Genomic DNA, 15,820 nt, shown 5'->3' with positions numbered 1-15,820 from the left:
TTTTCTAAACATAATTTCGTATTGCTCTCGGAGCGAGTCGAATCGGTTCATCCGATGTCGGCCCGCTGGAACCGCCAGTAGCCAAGTGCCACCGGCACGACCAGCCAGACCACCAGAATCACCAGTCCGAACCAGTTCTGGACGTAGAACGGGGCCGACGACCCCACCAGCGACTCGACCGGAACGACGGGACCGGCACCCGAGAACACGATGTCCGCGCCCTGCGAGTAGGCGTTTTTGGGGTTCAGGACCTGCACGAGGTAGTACCACGCCGGAAGCTGGGTCGTGGTCGGACCCGGCAGACTGCCCTCCGCGAAGTAGTAGACGCCGAGCGGTACGAAGTCCCAGACGACCTGAAACAGGAAAAACGCGCCGATGGCCAGCGCCATCGCCCGCGACCGGGTGGCGGTGAACGCCGACGCGCCGATGGCGATGCCGACGAAGGTCAGGCCGAACAGCACCGTCACGAGCGTCAACAGGAGGAAATCGACGATTGCGAGTTCGCCGAACAGCACGAGGAGCGTCACGGCCGCGCCGGCAAAGGCCACGAGGATGCCGGCGGTCACGACCAGCGTTCGCCCGACCAACTTCCCGAATACCACGTCCCAGCGGGTGTGTGGCAGACCCAGCAGAATCTTGATGCTCCCCGACTCGCGCTCCCCGGCGATGGCCAGATACGCGACCACCAGCGCCGTCAGCGGGATGATGAGACCCGAGGGCGCGGTCAGGAACTGGGTTGCGTCGGGCAGACCGGGCGTCCCGCCGAGGACCGCCTTTCGAATGTAGACCGCGCCCGCGGTGAAAAGCAGGAAGACCGCGGTGATTGCCCAAAGCATCCGGGAGCGCACCGCGTCCTCGAAGTCCTTGCGCGCGACCACCACCCAACTCATGCCGTGACCTCCTCGGTGGTGTAGGCCGCGAACAGGTCTTCGAGCGACGCCTGCTGTGTCGAGATGTCGGTGACAGTTGCGCCCTGCTCCTCGACGCGGTTGATGACCTGCGATTTCACCGTCGGGTCGGTGACTGTCACGCGAATCACGTCGCCGCCCGCCGTCACGTCGCTGACGGCCTCGATTCCGTCGAGGGTGAGATTTTCGGGCACTCGGTCAACCGCGAGTTCCAGCGTCGAACCGGACCCCATCGACTCCCGCAGGCCCTCGATTGTGTCCTCGGCGACCAGTCGGCCCTCGCTCATGATGCCCACCCGGTCACAGACCGCTTCGACCTGTCCGAGGATGTGACTGGAGAAGAAGACAGTCGTGCCCGCGCTGGCCTCGTCGCGGACGAGTTGACGCATCTGGCGCGCGCCGTTGGGGTCCAACCCGGAGGAGGGTTCGTCCAAAATCAACAAATCCGGGTCACCGACCAGCGCCATCCCGAGCGCGAGTCGCTGGGCCATTCCGGTCGAGTATCCGCCGGCCTTCCGGTCTGCGGCCTCCGGCGAGAGGCCTACCCGGTCCAGAATCTCGGCGGGGTCGTCGTCGGCCTCCTTCGAGTCCACCGCGAACTGGACGTGCTTGCGCCCGGTGAGTCGGTCGTAGAGGTCGAAGCCCTCCGGCAAAATCCCGATTCGCTCGTGAATCCGCTGGGTCTCGTCTTGGGCGTCGTGGCCTAACACGGTCGCGGTCCCCTCGGTCGGCCTAAGGTAGTCGAGCAGGACGTTGATGGTCGTGGACTTACCCGCGCCGTTCGGGCCGAGGTAGCCGAACACCTCGCCCTCTTTCACGGTCAAATCGAGGTCCTCGACCGCGACCACCTCGTCGCCGAACCGCTTGGTCAGGCCTTCGGTCTGGATAGCGGCCATGTACCCATTTCAACGTGTTTCGCTTCAAACTTCCCTTCAGTTTTCCCACACTCCAGAGCGAGATTTTTCGACCGAAAGCGGCCGACTCTCTCACGGCGTCCGCGTTCGGTTCCCAGTAGCCCAAACTAAAGGTTTAAATTAAGGCACGTCACGAACGCAGGGTATGGACGACGCCTCGTCGGTGACCTCCTCGGACGCCGACACCGCTTCACCCGGTCGCGTTCCACCGCCGAAACCGCCCGACGACCCCGAGGCGTGGTACGCGCCGGACGTTCGCGCTCAGTACGAACTCCTCCCCGGCGTGGTCGCCACCATCACCGAGACTGACGAGGAGTTCGACTATCACGTTCGAGAACCCCCGCTGTCGCCCGTCGGCGAGGACGCCCTCGCCCGAGTCGAAGACCACTTCGCCGACGCCAACCTCGCCCGGCCGCTGACCCGCGAGGGGGCCGACGAGCGCATGACCGCCGGGTTCGACCCCAAATACCGCAGAATCGTGGACCGCCTGACCGACCTGCCGCCCGAGGCCCGTCGGCGCGTCGAGTACTACGCCCTCCGGAATCTGCGGTGTCTCGGCGAGTTGACGCCGCTCGCGCTGGACGAGGACATCGAGGTGGCCGACACGGCGGGCGACCGACTGGTCGTCCACACCGACGACTACGCGCCCGCCGACACCGACCTGCCCGCCGACGCCGACTTTCTGGAGCGGTTCGCCAGCGAGCGCGTCGAGACCCACACCGTCGATTTCCGGGAGTTTCAGGTGCCAGTGGTTATCTACCGCGAACACTTGCTGGCCAACGACTCTTTTACCACCAAGTACGCAGTACAGGAGCCAGACCTGCTTCCCGGCGACGAGGAGCTAATTCAGGAGTGCAAGGACCGAATCTGGGAGACCAACGTCGATGGCGTGGTCGAGGACCGGGCCGGGTTCGTCCGCGAGCGTGCCAGAACGTTCCTCTCGCGCCGACTTACGGCCCGGAATACGCGGGCATGGCTAGACGCCGCCAGATACCGAGTCCGGACTGCACTGGCGGAGTACGAGTTGGCGGTACCGCCCGTTGACCATCGGTTTTCGACCGACCGACTCTCGGATTTGGTCTACTACGTGATGCGGGATTTCGTCGGGCACGGCAAGTTGACGGTCCCGATTCGTGACGACCTGTTGGAGGACATCGAGGCCAACCGGGTCGGCGAGCGAATCAAGGTCGTGCCGCGGGGCCGGGAAATCGGCCACGGCGAGCGCGCGCCGACCAACCTCCAGTTCGACGACGAAGCCGAGTTCGCCAACGTCGTGACCCAGATGGCGGCCTCCGACGGGACCGAGTTGAACGCCTCGAACCCGAGCGCGAAGGTGAACCTTCAACCCGAGGGTGTCCCCGAGGAAGTCACGATTCGGGCCGCCGTCGCGCTCGGGGTCATCAGCGAGGACGGCCCCCACATCTCCATCCGGAAGCAGGCACCCGAGGCCATGACGCCCGTGGACCTGCTGGAGTCGGACAGCCTCTCGACCGAAATCGTGACCCTGCTGTGGCAGGTCTACGAGCATCACGGCGTCGTCCTCTTTTCAGGACCGACCGGGGCCGGAAAGACGACGCTGATGAATTCGCACATGCCGTTCATCCCCTACCGCGACCGGCCGATTTCGATAGACGAAGGCTCGCGCGAGGTCCGTCTGCCCCACGAGACCGGCGTTTCGCTGACGACGCGGGACCACGAGAGCGACTACAAGCGCGTCACGATGGCCGACCTCATGACCGAGTGCAACTACCTCAACCCGGACGTGGAGGTCATCGCCGAAATCAACACGCCCGCGAGTTTCCAGACCTTCGCTGAAAGTCTGAACACCGGTCACGGCATCATCGGCACGACCCACGCTGAGGACGTGGAGAAACTGGTCAATCGCGTGGTCGAGCAGGGCCTGCCGCCGTACCTCTTGCAGGAGTTGGACCTCGTGGTCTTCCCCCGCAAGGTCGATGGCGACCGCTACGTCGGCGAGGTCGTAGAGCTACTGACCGAATCGGAGTACGCGGACCTCGACACGCAACGAGCGCGGTGCGGTGCCATCGAGAAGGACGAGACCACCGTCTACTGGAACACCGTAGCGTGGCGCGACACCGAGGGCAATTTCCACGTTGCTTTCGACAATTCAGAGTTGGGTGACGACGGGTCGGAAGGTCGCTTCCGGTTCTTCGAGCGGTTGGCGGAACGGACCGACCGCCCCGTCGCGGAGGTCGAACGCGAGTTCCAGCGCAAGCACCAGTACGTCCAGTACATGGCTCGGGAGGGCATGGACGACTTCGACGAGTTGTTCGAGTTCCTCGCCGATTTGCGCAACGACGAGGCCGCGACGGTGGAGCGGGTGAAACGGGGAGAGGTTTGAGATATATTAAATAAAAATATTTAGATTACTTTAACCGCTCTGATTCTGCCTATTTTGTTCTAGCTTCATTATAGAAATCAGCATATATACCAAACGTATCATCGGAGCGACTGAGAACCGAATACTCAATATATTTATAATCATGAATGGAATTGTCCCATTGGTCCAAGACTTCTGATAACGAGAGCGATATGGAATTTCCTTCTGCAGTTATAACTTCTATTCCGTATCTTCCCTCTTTTTCCATCCATGGTTTTTCTATTGTTTTGTAGTCCGCCTTACCTTCTTTTAGGGGCGCCAACTGTATATCATCCTTATACATTAGTCTATCCCCATTGTATATTTTAAGTCTAAATTTTGTGTGAGAATTATTTGAATTCTCAAGATAGACACTATCAAGAATATAACTAACTGACTTTTCATTTAATTCATGGTAGATTCCAGAACAACCGGCAGATACTGTTAGTCCAAAGGTAGCGAGGTTTCTGATCATATTCCTTCGGGAGCAAGAATTCATGTTAGTTAGTTATCTATAGATGGTCTTATGTCTTTCTATGAAGTTTATTTCACATATTAAGATATATATTTATCTGGTAGGATTCTACATGTGATGCGAGAAGAAAGTGATTCCATCAACCGTCGAAGCGCATTAAAGAAAATCGGTCTAAGTGGGGTAGCTCTCACTACGGCGGGAATAAAATTCAGCCGAAATGCTACCGCGGCAAAGGGTAGCTGTGAGACTGATTTCCCGAAAACACCGCAGGAACAGTGGTCAACTGAAGCAGTCCACAACTATGCATACAGCAAATACGACTTGTACCAATCAACCGCAGTCTCTTGGTACTGTTCATGGGACGGTGGAAGGGGCTGGACTCACGATGTAGACGTTGGCACTGCTGCCAGTGGTCAATGGGACGATGGAGCCCCCTACGGAGCCATCAGCCGGAATAAGCTTGAGGTTTACCCTAGTGACTACGACAAAGGCGGTTACGTAAACCCAGATAGCAGAGACGATCTCCAAGGAATGTATCCTTCTCCCCAGACCGGCGCGCTAGAGGATTTCATTGAAGTCACTACCGACCTAGCAATTGGAACGTTAGGTGCTCCGGCGGCCTTCGCTGTCGCTGTAGACGATGTCGCTGAAACGTTCGAGCCGTATCCTGATGGACAATCGAGTATCTACAACGGGAACGGCTTCCGGCTTAAGAATAATACTGGGACTTTCCAAGATCCGTGGACTGATGCGGGCCACTACCAACGGATGATTTACTATTCTGGTAGTGAGTCAGAAATTGATGACGAACTCAACATCATCTCGGAGATGTTTGACCAATCGGGCATCTACACACGGATAAAATACCAGATGCTGTTCAATAAAACGGATCAGCCGGGTACGATTGCTAACGACGAGTCCAGCCAATCTAGTACTTCGTCGGTAGAAGCGAAAGACGAAGAACAGACACAGATTAGAAAAGCCTCTGAAATGACACCCGAGGAGCGTGAAACATATGGCGTTAAAAAAGTCAACAAGGATTCGCCTTCCGCAATAGCTCGCAGGGCAAAGAGGGTAGACGGAGAACTACCGGAGTGGATCGCAACTAACCTGCCGGTTTCAGTTCGGGCCTACAAGCAAGAAATAGACAGTGGAGAGGTAGTTTCTGAAACGGAGATTCCCGTCACAGCTCACAAGGAATCCGATTGTAATGCTAACAACTGATTCTATCCGGACGACGTCATAAGACCAGAGCGAACGTAGCTGAATATTTTTTGTGACGGCTGAGATTTTACTGGCGGATTAGAGTCAAGTGGCATGATTGTAATAATACCGAGTGACAGATAGATCATAAATTCCTCGCCCCCATCTGGACCTACAGCTTATTCCAATCGACTTACAACTCCACCGCCATCATCACCTCGTCCACGAACTCGCCGTCGATGCGGTAGTGGTCGGGCCGAACCGCCTCGACCCGCCAGCCGTGATTCCTGAGGAAGTCGATAGCCGCCCGGTTCGTGCCGGGGAGGCTCTGGTAGACCTTCCGGTAGCCGTTGGCCGCGGCCCAAGCGACCGCGATTCCCGAGAGCCGGCTTCCGATACCCCGCCGTCGGAAGTCGGGACGTACGCCGACGGTCAGTTCGGCGGTGTGGTCGAGGTACTCGATTCTGGGCAGGGTCAGGTGCGCCCAGCCGACGAGTTGGGAGTCGCTCGTCCGTCCATTTCCCGTCGGTCTGTCGCCGGTCAGCCCGTTGCCCGTCGTCCTGTCACCCATTTCCCCGTCACCCACCGCCCTGTCCTCGACGGTGGCGACGAAGAACAGCCGCGAGCGAGTGTCGGTGTCGCGGATGACTGTCTCCTCGGAAGCGAGTTGCGCGGCCACGCTCTCGGCGACGACGTAGGTCCGGTCGTCGGTGACGGTCCGGATGAGGCCCACGAGGCCAGCGAGGTCCTCCTGTCTGGCCGGGCGAATCGTCACGTCGAGGCCGCCGAGCCGGTAGGTTCGCTCGACTTCGGTTCCATGGGCGACCCGGAAAGTCCCGGCGTCCGCTTCGAGATAGCCGTGCTGGACGAGCCACTGGATGGCGATGGCAACCTCCTCGGTCGGCAGGTCGATTCGCTCGTGAATCTCGTCGTCGGACGCGACGCCCTGCCGTTCGACGTAGCGGTAGACGCGCTTCTGGGCCTCGGTCTCGAAGTCGAGGACCGCGAACGCTTCCAGAAGGTCGTCCTCGACCGGCGACTCGAACGCCGATGCTCCTCCGCGTGGACGCGGTTCGGAACGGGTGGCGCGAGGAGGCCCGTCTGACCGTCGCCACGCCGGACCCGTTCGCTGGCGGTCCCTCGGCCCGCCGTACTTGGGCAGTCGAGTCGGGTCGTCGGACTGGTCGTTCATAGAACCCGGTTCGACGCGCCCGCTTAGAAACGTTGCTTGTCGGTGACATTGCACACGGTCCTGACGTGTGCATTCGCTGACCTCGAACCGACCGGGAGTCTCCTCGGTCGGAGCCTCGAATTATTACGAGACCTTAAATACCAGAACGAGTGCAGTTACTCGCATGAACACCACGCGAGGAGGACCCCCGAGTGAACACGTCCCCTAGCGCCAACCAAGCGACGCCGGCGCTCTCGGTCCTCGACCGTGCGCTCTACGCCCTCTTTTCTCGGCACGCCGATTCGTCGCGCCACGACGCCGACCGCAAGCACTACCGGGCGACCGGCGTGACGACGAGTTTCGACGTGTACCTCTCGCGGACCTACGGCCTGTCGTGGTTGGCCTTCGCGCTCGTCGCGGGGTGGACGTTCGTCGCGGTGGTCGCGCTCCCCGACGCAACTCTCACAGCGGTCGCCGACTTCCTGCGCCGAGGAGTCCCCGGTCTCGAAGCTATCGGCGTCCCCGCAGTCTCCCGAACGACCACTGCCGCTGGGGCGGGCCTCGCGGTCGGATTCGCCGGTAAGCGAGCAATCGTCGCGCTGGGCGGGCGCTACCTCAAGTGGACCGCCGACGCTCGCCGGTCGAACATCGAATCGACCCTGCCCGGCGCGGTCCGGTACCTCCACGCGCTCTCGTCGGGGAGCGACGACGGGTCGGCGATGCTCCGGAAGGTCGCCGACCGCGAGCAGGCATACGGCGAAACCGCGGTGGCCTTCCGGAAGGCGCTGAACAAGGCGACCCTGACAGGGAGTCTCGGCGAGGGCCTGCGAATCGTGGCCCGCGACACGCCCTCTCGGGACGCGCTGGCCCCTTTCCTCGTGAAGTTCCGCGAACACTCCCAGCAGGGACCCGATGCGCTGGCCCAGTACCTCCAGATGGAGAGTCGGATGCTGTCGAATCGGCAGTCCAGAAGCCGAGAGCAGGCCAGCGACTTCCTCGAACTGCTGGCGGAGATGTTCGTGGTTCTGCTCGTCCTGCCGGCCCTGCTGGTCATCGTCGTGACCGTGATGAGCGTCCTCGCACCCGGTTTGAGCCAGACGACCGCCACGCCGGCCGGTCCCGTCTCGGCCCGAGCGATGCTGGTCTACGGGAGCGCCGGGTTCATCCTCGTGGTCGGTGCCGGTGCGGCCCTCGTGGTCGCTACCCTCCGGCCACACGACCAGTCGGGCCGGGGCTACGAGCGTCCGGAATCAGCGCTCGGGACGCTCACCAGCACCCTCCGGAATCCGGCGAGCGCGCTGGTCGTCGTGGCTCCGCTCGCGGTCGTCTTCGCGGCGGGCCTCTGGACGCTCGACTACCGACCCGTGAACGTCGCGCTGTTGGGATACGTCGCGTTCGCGCTTCCGGTCGGACTGGTCGCGCTCCGGCGGGCCAAACTGGACGACGCGAAAGACCGGGAAATCAAGGACTTCGTTCACACCGTCTCGGGCCACGTCAGCCTCGGCAGACCGTTCTCGGAGGCCGTCGAGCGAGTCGCGGACGACGTGGATTTGGGCGCGTTGGACGACGACGTGGCGGACCTCGCGTTCAACGCGAACTTGACGACGAGGGATGGCGACTTGCAGGCCGACGCGCTCTCGAAGTTCGTCGGACAGGTCGGGACGCCGCTGGCCGACCAGACCATCGGTCTCGTCACCGGGGCGCTCGACGCCGGCGGCGATGCCGAGGCCGTCTTCGAGACGCTACAGGTCGAAATCGGGCGACTCTACCACGAGCGCAAGGCTCTGCGGTCGAACATGCTGGTCTACGTCGCGGTCGGGTGGACCACGGCCCTGCTGGTCGTCGCTATCATGGTCGCGGTCAACGCCTACGTCCTCGATAGCTTCGCGCAACTCTCGTCGGTCTCGACCGCCGACTCGGGCCTCGCGCTCGACGCCGACGCGGTGCAACCGGCCCGCGACCGACAGCGATTCTACGTCGTCACGCAGGCGACGATGCTCGCCTCCGGGTGGTTCGCGGGTTATGCGAGCAGGGGGTTCTACGAGGCCCTCCTCCACTCGGCGGCGCTGGTCGGTGTCGCCTACTTCGTGTTCGCGGGGGTCGGAATGATATGACGGGACGGAGGCCCTCAAACCGCGCCCAGTCGAACGTCGTCGGCGTCGCCATCCTGCTCGGCGTGGTCGTGGTCGCACTCGGGACGCTGACCGCGGGTATCGGCACCGTGGTCGAGCAGAACGCCGCGTCGGCAGACGCCGCCCGAGTCGCTACCGACCTCGACGACGCACTCGAACCCGTGGCGGCGACTGGGGTCCACCGCGGTCGGGTCTCGTTCAGCGACGGCGAACTGCAAACCGTCGAGCGCGAACTTCGGGTGCTGAACGAGTCGGGCGCGGTTCGGACGGTAGAAGCCGACTCGCTGGTGTTTACCGCGGGTCAGCGCCGGGTCGCCTTCCTCGCCGGAGCGGTCGTCCGCGGACCGCCGGGGAACGCCAAGGTCCGGACGCCACCGCCGATTACGGCCTCCCGCGGTGCAGACGGCGGGGACGACCCCGACGCCAAGGGCGTCCTCGTCGTCGGCGCGCCGAAACTCGACGGTACGGTCGGGTTCTCGGCGACCGGCGGCGGGTCGGTGGTTCTTCGGACCAACGTCTCGCACCACCGGACCGCACTCGGCGACGGCAAGTATCGGGTCGCAGTCGAGACGGCAACGCCCGGCGCGTGGCGGCGGCACTTCGAGGCCCAGAACGCGACCGTCACGACCCGCGACTTCGACGGCGACGGCGTGACGAGCGTCGTCGCGGCCTATCCCGGCGAGCGCGTGGGCTACCTCGTGGTCCACGACCTGCGACTGGAGGTCGGTCACGGTGGATAGATTCGACACGCGTGCGGTCTCGCCGGTCGTCGGCAAGGCGATGGAGGCCAGCATCGTCGTCCTCTACGTCGGCGTGCTGACAGCGACGCTCTACGGCGGCGTCGTTCCGGAGTATCGGACCGCGGCAGGCGCGGAGGTCGGCGAGCGCGTGCTGGCCCAGTCGGCCGAGCGAGTCCAGCAGGCCGTGCCGACCGAGACCCGCGCGGTCCGCGTCCGGGCGGAGGTCTCGCTTCCCCGAACCATTCGCGGCGAGACGTACGCAATCCGAACCGAGAATCGCACGCTGGTCCTCGACCACCCCGAGGACCGCGTGGGCGGCCGCGTCACCCTCGCGCTCCCTGAGACGGTCGAATCGGTCGCGGGCGAGTGGTCGAGTCGGGACCCCGCGGTCGTCGCGGTGCGAAACAGCGAGGAGGGCCTCGAAGTCCGACTCGAATCTCGTGAGGAGGCGGACTCGTGAATCGCGCCCAGATGAACCTGCCCGCGCTGGCGGTGGCGCTCCTCGTCGTGACCACGGTGACGGTCGTGAGTTTCGGGATGGCCGACCGGGCGTATCTGAGCGCCGAGCGAGACGCCGACGAGCGCCGGATTGCGGTCGCGCTCTCGGAGCGACTCGTCTCGCCCGAGTCTGACCTGACCGCCCGCGCCAACGTCCTCGACGCCGGCGAAATCGAAGGCCTCGACGCCACTCGACTTCGGGAGTCGTTCCCCGTGAGCGACGGGACCGACGTGCGGGTCCGCCTCGGCGACCGGACGCTCGCAGGCGCTGGCGACCCGACCGGCGGGACGACGATTCGGCGCATCGTGCTGGTCGAGCGTCGGTCGGCGGTGACGACCGCGCCGACCCTCTCGGCGACGGAGCCATTGGTGACGTTGCCCCGCCGGTCTCCTCGGGTGGAGATTCGACTGAACCCGCCCGGCGAGAGCAATGTAACTGTTGTGAAAGCAAACGAAAAGGTTGTTCTACGCAACTCGTCGGGCCTGCGCGGGACGTTCACGGTCGAACTCTCGCGGTTCGAGACCACCACGCTGGCCTTCGAGGCCGACGGCCCCCTGCCGACCGGGAGCGTCGAACTCACCAACTACCCTGCCGAGACCAGAAAGGCTGTGCTGGCGGTGACGGTCGATGCGTAGCGGGAACAACGCGGGCGAGCGAGGACAACTCTCGCTGTCGGTCGTCGAGGCCGGAATCGGCGTCGTATTGATTCTGGCTGTGGCGATGGGGTTCGCGCTCGGGGTGTCGTCGCCCGACGACCGGTCTGCCCAGTTGGACCTCTACGCCGAGGACGCCGTGACGGTCCTCGCGGGCGAACCCCCGCGTCACGGTGGCGCGACCCGACTCTCGGAAGTCGTGCGCTCGCCCGACGCCTTCGACCGCGAGCGGGCGGACCTCCGTCGGCGGGTCGCCCGCATCTTGCCCGACAATCTCATGTTCCGGGTGCGGACGCCCCGCGGTGCGGTCGGGTTCCGCAAGCCAGCGGGCGTGGCACTCGGGTCGGCGACGGTAACGACCGCACACGGCGACGTGACGATTTGGGTGTGGTACGCGTGACCGACCACCCGCGGTTCGACCGCGAGCGCGCCCAACTCGTCCTCACGGCGGCCGCGCTGGTCGCCATCGCGCTCGCGCCGGTCGTGGTGGCCTACCTCCAGTTGGGCTTTCAGGCCGACGTGACCGCGAGCGCCGAGTACGACGCGCCGGACCGGAACGCCGAGCGAGTCCTCTCGCGGGCGGTCCACGACGCCGGAACCGACGTGCCCGCGACGTTCGCGTGGGACCAACGCGAGGCCGCAGTGGCCGGTGTTCGGTCCGCGCTGGGGCCGAGATTGGACGCGCTTCGCTCCTCGCGGGTCGAGTCGGGCACGGTGTATCAGGTCGAGTACAACCGGACCGCGGCCGAGGAGTGGCGTCAATCGAACTGCCCCGGTGGGCCGAACCGGCAGTTCGGGGCGTGCGAGGACCGGCGGGGCGTGGTCGTCCAAGAGCGGGCCGGTCGGACGCACGCGCTGGCAGTCGCGTTCGACGTGCGGATAACGACAGAGCGCGCGACCACCGAACTGACGCTGGTCGTCCAAACGGTCGGTGGGTGAGAGAGCGTCGATTCGGGGCCTCGCGGAAACAATCCTGATTCTGTCACACCTAGGAATCTGATACGCCGTTCGGATATGACACCGGCTGAGTAGAAATAAGTCGGTGTTTTCCCAGCCTTCATGACCTGAAACGGCGTTTTACTCGTAAAGTATATTCGTAATCTTACTCGTAAAAATATATATGTGGGGAGTGTCTTGTCCGAAACGAGATAGAAATGACAGGCACGAAGTTCAAGCGGACGGTCGCCGTCTTCGCGGCTCTCGTCGTTCTCGCGTCGGGAATCGCGGCTCCCGCGGCCGGACAGATTCAGAACAGCGCGTCAGCCGCCAACTCCACCCAGACGACGGCCGCCCAGACGGGTGCGCAAGACGAGTGTGGCTCGATGTCGTCGCCGCCGAGCATGTCGCAGGCACAGCTCTACGCGCCCCAGAAGACCATCAAGGCGTCCCAGCCCGGTAAAATCTCGGGCGGCTTCCAAGTGGACCCGACCGCGACCTGCCCCGTCGTCGTCCACATCACGATGAGCGTCCCGAGCGGCATGAGCATCGAAGGCTCGTCGGACCTGTTCTCCGGCGGTGCCGGCATGGTGTCGGGCAACTTCGAGGTCCGACCCTCGGGCGGCATCAAGGACATCAGCGCGGACGTTTACAGTTCCAACACCGGCAAGCGCACGGTGACCGCGGACATCACCTACTGGCCCAAGGGCCACAAGGACATGGCGCAGGAAATCGACGGCATGTCGTTCACCTTCGACGTGCAGGAACCCATCGAGTCCTCGGGCACTGGCGGTAGCACCGAAGGCGGCGAGGGCGGCGACAAGACGACGGCCGCCGGCACCGGCGGCAGTGACGGCGGCGAGGACGGGAACGGTCTCCCCCTCCCGACCAACGTGATAGTCATCCTCGGCCTGATGACCCTCATCGGCGTCGCCTTCCTCACCATGACCAAGATGAGTCCCCGCGACATCAACATCGGAGTCAACAAGTGACTGTCCGCTCCGGGCAGACAAACTCACGGTAACAACCGATGTTCGACCGCTTCTTCGGAGACGACGACTCCGACGACGACCCGACCCCCGACGTGGAAGTGCAGACCAACGCCGACGCGTGGGGAACCAACGTGAACGTCGGGACCGGCGACCCCTCGGGCGTGCTGGACAGCGATTCGTGGTTCACGACCCACACGTTCGACGTGGACGCCGAGGAGTCCTCGGCAGGAACTGCACCCCGGACCGACACGGAACCCGAGGTGTCTCCTCGGGGGCCGCCGGTCGGGACCACCGAACCACGTGGCACGTTCGCCTTCCCGGCGTCGAAGCCGTTCATGCAGGCGCTCGAAACGCGAGGCAAGAACGGTGCCCACGAGCGCGTCGAGACGGTGTACGTCTTGACCGGCCAGTCGGAGACCACGCCGACCGAACTGTTCGGACTCGACGACCCCGAGTTCTACCAGTCGGCGACCCGGAGTAGCGTGACCACGCTCGAAGGGAAAGTCGCGCGCCGGGTCGCGGCGTCGTACCCCGACGGCGAGACGCCCAACGTCGTCGCCCGGTTCCACACCCATCCGGGCGGGACGACGACGCCGAGCGACGTGGACGTGAAGAACGCCGAGGACGTCAGAAAGTGCTACGAGCAGGCGTTTGGCACCGACGACTTCGAGTTCTTCCACGGCATCCACGCCTACGTCGAGCAGTCGGGCGTCCCCTCGGTCGGCGAGCGACACGACCCCACGACGGCCGGCGGCGGCCTCTCGTGGCGGGGCGAGCAGTACCGCCACGAACTCGCGGTGTTCGGTCCGCAGTTCCGAAAGACGCGAGACGTGGTGATTGCAGATGAGTCGTGACGATTCGGCCGGGACCAAACTCGAATCCGCGCTCGGGGCGCTCGACCCCGAGACGCGGACCGCGCTCGAACGACTCGCCGAGAACGACCCGGCGCTACTGCGCGAGACCCTCTCGGATTTGGGCTACCTCGACGCCGAGTCCGAATCGGTCGAGACCGTCGAGAATCGGGAGGCCGTCGAACTCACGCCGGTCCAGCGACGCCTCGGGGAACTCCTCTCGGCGATGGGGAACCCGCGAAGCACGACCGACATCATCGAACTGCTCGGCGACGAACACCCGTCGTTCTTCGACGAGTACCAGTCGGCGAAACACCGGCCGTGGATGTCGAACCAACTGAACGCGCTGGTTGACGCCGGGGAACTCGGCCGGTATCGGGACGGGCGGACCGTCCTCTACACGCCGAGCATCGCCGACGCGATTCGCCACTGGGCGCTCAACAACGACTACTTCGTGTCGGATTTGACCGTCCGGCACGTCGGGCGAATCACGTCCGACACCAACATGCCCCGCTTCGCGGTGCGCGAGGGCCTCGAAGAACTGACGGAGTAGTCCGAGCGCGGCGTCGGACCGGCGGGAGTGATTCTCCGCCCGCCGTCGCCCCGCGCCGGCAGTACTACCTCGACCTTCTCGAAAGAAATGCGGATGTTGCTTAGAAGTCTAATTACAAGTTCGAAGCACGTCGTTACCATTCTCTATTGGTAACGATACTCGCATTTTATTTCATAGAAAAGGATAAGAAACTAACGCTCCTTCGACAGCGTGTGCAATTCGACACGCACTCCTTCACGGTCTTCGTCGTTGCCCTGCTGGTCGCCAGCGTGGCGGCCCCGGCGGGCGCAGTGAGCGTACAGCCAGCAGACTACTCGACCAGTTCCATCAGCGGCACCCAAGAGGCCACCGTCGTCGAGGTGACGGACGGCGACACTGTTACCGTCGAGTACGACAACGGAAGTACCGACGAGGTTCGTCTCCTCGGCGTTGACACGCCCGAAGTCTACGGCGACAACTCCCCGAGCGAGTTCGAGGGCGTCCCGGACACCGAAGACGGCGCGACTTGTCTCGGCTACGAGGGCGAAGTTGCCAGCGCGATGGCGAAGAACCGCCTCCTCGGCGAGCGCGTCACCCTGAAGTTCGATTCGGAGGCCGACCGGCGGGGCTACTACGGTCGCCTGCTGGCCTACGTCTACATCGACGGCGAGAACTTTAACTACCAACTCATCGACCACGGTCACGCGCGGGTCTACGACAGCACGTTCAGCAAGAGCGGCGAGTTCTACGCGGCCGAGGACGACGCCCAGAACGCGGGCATCGGCGTCTGGGCCTGCACCGACCCGGCGAGCCAACTCGGCGAGGTCACCATCGAGCGGTTCCACCCCGACCCGGTGGGCGACGACTACGCGAACATGAACGAGGAGTTCGTCGTCCTCCAGAACCGCCAGAGTTCCAGCGTGGACCTCTCCGACTGGCGAATCCGGGACGAGGCCGGGAACGATTACGACGTGCCCGCCGGCTTCGACCTCAATTCGGGCGAGGTCGTGACCCTCCACACCGGAACCGGGTCAGACACCGCCACCCACCTCTACTGGGGTCGGACCGACTACACCGTCTGGAACAACGGCGGCGACACCGGCTACCTGTACGACGAACACGGCGATTACGTCAACTCGAAATCGTACTGACGACGCCGGAATCCCCAATTTTTCCTATTCGCTTTCGCCGCCCATCCCGGTCGCGAGCCATAGCACGAGCAGGAAAGGCGAGACCGGGAGCAGGATGAGCGCGACGCCTGCGGCGATGATGTAGCCGATGAGGCCCATCTGGCTGTTCGGTGTTTGGCCCTCCATCTTAGACACTTGTTCTGTCATGATATCGGCGCTACGCATTCGACCGGGAAAGGCGTTACTTTAACTCTCCGTCCAACCCCACTGTTCCGCCCGGCCATCGGTGGACGAACGGCAGGAC

Annotated in this window: 17 protein-coding genes; 12 read left to right on the top strand and 5 right to left on the bottom strand. The window is 63.5% G+C overall.

Annotated features, from left to right (window positions below; translation table 11 throughout):
• Positions 1-47: 47 nt before the first annotated feature.
• Together P2T57_RS15890 and P2T57_RS15885 are read right to left on the bottom strand one after the other, a co-directional pair.
• A complete protein-coding gene (locus P2T57_RS15890) occupies positions 48-890 on the bottom strand; it encodes an ABC transporter permease subunit (protein ID WP_276300196.1) in 843 nt (280 codons plus the stop codon).
• Positions 887-1,804, bottom strand: a complete 918-nt coding sequence (locus tag P2T57_RS15885) for an ABC transporter ATP-binding protein (protein WP_276300195.1) — start codon at positions 1,802-1,804, stop codon at positions 887-889. The genes P2T57_RS15890 and P2T57_RS15885 overlap by 4 nt, the downstream gene beginning before the upstream one ends.
• 163 nt (positions 1,805-1,967) lie before the next feature.
• Between P2T57_RS15885 and P2T57_RS15880 the strand changes: the two genes are divergently transcribed.
• On the top strand, positions 1,968-4,184 hold the full coding sequence (locus P2T57_RS15880) for a type II/IV secretion system ATPase subunit (RefSeq protein WP_276300194.1): 2,217 nt from the start codon (positions 1,968-1,970) through the stop codon (positions 4,182-4,184).
• A gap of 49 nt (positions 4,185-4,233) precedes the next feature.
• Here the strand turns inward: P2T57_RS15880 and P2T57_RS15875 are convergent, their stop codons facing one another.
• Positions 4,234-4,701 carry a hypothetical protein gene (locus P2T57_RS15875; RefSeq protein ID WP_276300193.1) on the bottom strand — a complete coding sequence of 156 codons (468 nt, stop codon included), beginning with the start codon at positions 4,699-4,701 and terminating at the stop codon, positions 4,234-4,236.
• A 93-nt stretch (positions 4,702-4,794) separates the two neighbouring features.
• Here P2T57_RS15875 and P2T57_RS15870 point away from each other — a divergent pair, with 93 nt between their 5' ends.
• Complete coding sequence (locus tag P2T57_RS15870; RefSeq protein WP_276300192.1) at positions 4,795-5,901, top strand: hypothetical protein; 1,107 nt, start codon at positions 4,795-4,797, stop codon at positions 5,899-5,901.
• A 172-nt stretch (positions 5,902-6,073) separates the two neighbouring features.
• Here the strand turns inward: P2T57_RS15870 and P2T57_RS15865 are convergent, their stop codons facing one another.
• On the bottom strand, positions 6,074-7,072 hold the full coding sequence (locus tag P2T57_RS15865) for a GNAT family N-acetyltransferase (protein ID WP_276300191.1): 999 nt from the start codon (positions 7,070-7,072) through the stop codon (positions 6,074-6,076).
• A 191-nt stretch (positions 7,073-7,263) separates the two neighbouring features.
• Between P2T57_RS15865 and P2T57_RS15860 the strand changes: the two genes are divergently transcribed.
• The 10 genes from P2T57_RS15860 (at position 7,264) to P2T57_RS15815 (ending at position 15,537) form a co-directional block, all read left to right on the top strand.
• Positions 7,264-9,165 carry a type II secretion system F family protein gene (locus tag P2T57_RS15860; RefSeq protein ID WP_276300190.1) on the top strand — a complete coding sequence of 634 codons (1,902 nt, stop codon included), beginning with the start codon at positions 7,264-7,266 and terminating at the stop codon, positions 9,163-9,165.
• Positions 9,162-9,923, top strand: a complete 762-nt coding sequence (locus P2T57_RS15855) for a DUF7289 family protein (RefSeq protein ID WP_276300189.1) — start codon at positions 9,162-9,164, stop codon at positions 9,921-9,923. Before P2T57_RS15860 ends, P2T57_RS15855 begins: the two co-directional genes overlap by 4 nt.
• Positions 9,916-10,383, top strand: a complete 468-nt coding sequence (locus P2T57_RS15850; protein ID WP_276300188.1) for a DUF7266 family protein — start codon at positions 9,916-9,918, stop codon at positions 10,381-10,383. The genes P2T57_RS15855 and P2T57_RS15850 overlap by 8 nt, the downstream gene beginning before the upstream one ends.
• Positions 10,380-11,057 (top strand): DUF7263 family protein, encoded by a 678-nt coding sequence (locus P2T57_RS15845; protein WP_276300187.1) that lies wholly within the window; start codon positions 10,380-10,382, stop codon positions 11,055-11,057. The genes P2T57_RS15850 and P2T57_RS15845 overlap by 4 nt, the downstream gene beginning before the upstream one ends.
• Positions 11,050-11,475, top strand: coding sequence for a DUF7262 family protein (locus tag P2T57_RS15840; RefSeq protein ID WP_276300186.1), 426 nt, complete (start codon positions 11,050-11,052; stop codon positions 11,473-11,475). The genes P2T57_RS15845 and P2T57_RS15840 overlap by 8 nt, the downstream gene beginning before the upstream one ends.
• On the top strand, positions 11,463-12,014 hold the full coding sequence (locus tag P2T57_RS15835; protein WP_276300185.1) for a DUF7261 family protein: 552 nt from the start codon (positions 11,463-11,465) through the stop codon (positions 12,012-12,014). The genes P2T57_RS15840 and P2T57_RS15835 overlap by 13 nt, the downstream gene beginning before the upstream one ends.
• 215 nt (positions 12,015-12,229) lie before the next feature.
• Entirely contained in the window at positions 12,230-13,003 is a 774-nt protein-coding gene (locus tag P2T57_RS15830; protein ID WP_276300184.1) for a hypothetical protein, read from the top strand.
• Positions 13,004-13,041: 38 nt separating this feature from the next.
• Positions 13,042-13,857: a hypothetical protein gene (locus P2T57_RS15825; protein ID WP_276300183.1), complete on the top strand. Its 816-nt coding sequence runs from the start codon at positions 13,042-13,044 to the stop codon at positions 13,855-13,857.
• Positions 13,847-14,407, top strand: coding sequence for a hypothetical protein (locus tag P2T57_RS15820; RefSeq protein ID WP_276300182.1), 561 nt, complete (start codon positions 13,847-13,849; stop codon positions 14,405-14,407). The genes P2T57_RS15825 and P2T57_RS15820 overlap by 11 nt, the downstream gene beginning before the upstream one ends.
• 212 nt (positions 14,408-14,619) lie before the next feature.
• Entirely contained in the window at positions 14,620-15,537 is a 918-nt protein-coding gene (locus P2T57_RS15815; protein ID WP_276300181.1) for a lamin tail domain-containing protein, read from the top strand.
• 24 nt (positions 15,538-15,561) lie between these two features.
• Here the strand turns inward: P2T57_RS15815 and P2T57_RS15810 are convergent, their stop codons facing one another.
• Positions 15,562-15,723, bottom strand: a complete 162-nt coding sequence (locus P2T57_RS15810) for a DUF7535 family protein (RefSeq protein ID WP_276300180.1) — start codon at positions 15,721-15,723, stop codon at positions 15,562-15,564.
• Positions 15,724-15,820: the final 97 nt, after the last annotated feature.

The sequence above is a fragment of the Halorussus lipolyticus genome (genome assembly GCF_029338375.1).
GTDB lineage: Archaea > Halobacteriota > Halobacteria > Halobacteriales > Haladaptataceae > Halorussus > Halorussus lipolyticus.
The sequence above is the reverse complement of the archived record's forward strand: the minus strand, read 5'-3'. Positions and strand labels throughout refer to the sequence as shown.

Bases quoted from the DNA above. Each gene is read 5' to 3' on its own strand.
- P2T57_RS15810 (WP_276300180.1), bottom strand. From the start codon at position 15,723: ATGACAGAACAAGTGTCTAAGATGGAGGGCCAAACACCGAACAGCCAG.
- P2T57_RS15825 (WP_276300183.1), top strand. From the start codon at position 13,042: ATGTTCGACCGCTTCTTCGGAGACGACGACTCCGACGACGACCCGACC.
- P2T57_RS15885 (WP_276300195.1), bottom strand. From the start codon at position 1,804: ATGGCCGCTATCCAGACCGAAGGCCTGACCAAGCGGTTCGGCGACGAG.
- P2T57_RS15865 (WP_276300191.1), bottom strand. From the start codon at position 7,072: ATGAACGACCAGTCCGACGACCCGACTCGACTGCCCAAGTACGGCGGG.
- P2T57_RS15830 (WP_276300184.1), top strand. From the start codon at position 12,230: ATGACAGGCACGAAGTTCAAGCGGACGGTCGCCGTCTTCGCGGCTCTC.
- P2T57_RS15855 (WP_276300189.1), top strand. From the start codon at position 9,162: ATGACGGGACGGAGGCCCTCAAACCGCGCCCAGTCGAACGTCGTCGGC.
- P2T57_RS15870 (WP_276300192.1), top strand. From the start codon at position 4,795: ATGCGAGAAGAAAGTGATTCCATCAACCGTCGAAGCGCATTAAAGAAA.
- P2T57_RS15875 (WP_276300193.1), bottom strand. From the start codon at position 4,701: ATGAATTCTTGCTCCCGAAGGAATATGATCAGAAACCTCGCTACCTTT.
- P2T57_RS15880 (WP_276300194.1), top strand. From the start codon at position 1,968: ATGGACGACGCCTCGTCGGTGACCTCCTCGGACGCCGACACCGCTTCA.
- P2T57_RS15840 (WP_276300186.1), top strand. From the start codon at position 11,050: ATGCGTAGCGGGAACAACGCGGGCGAGCGAGGACAACTCTCGCTGTCG.
- P2T57_RS15890 (WP_276300196.1), bottom strand. From the start codon at position 890: ATGAGTTGGGTGGTGGTCGCGCGCAAGGACTTCGAGGACGCGGTGCGC.
- P2T57_RS15820 (WP_276300182.1), top strand. From the start codon at position 13,847: ATGAGTCGTGACGATTCGGCCGGGACCAAACTCGAATCCGCGCTCGGG.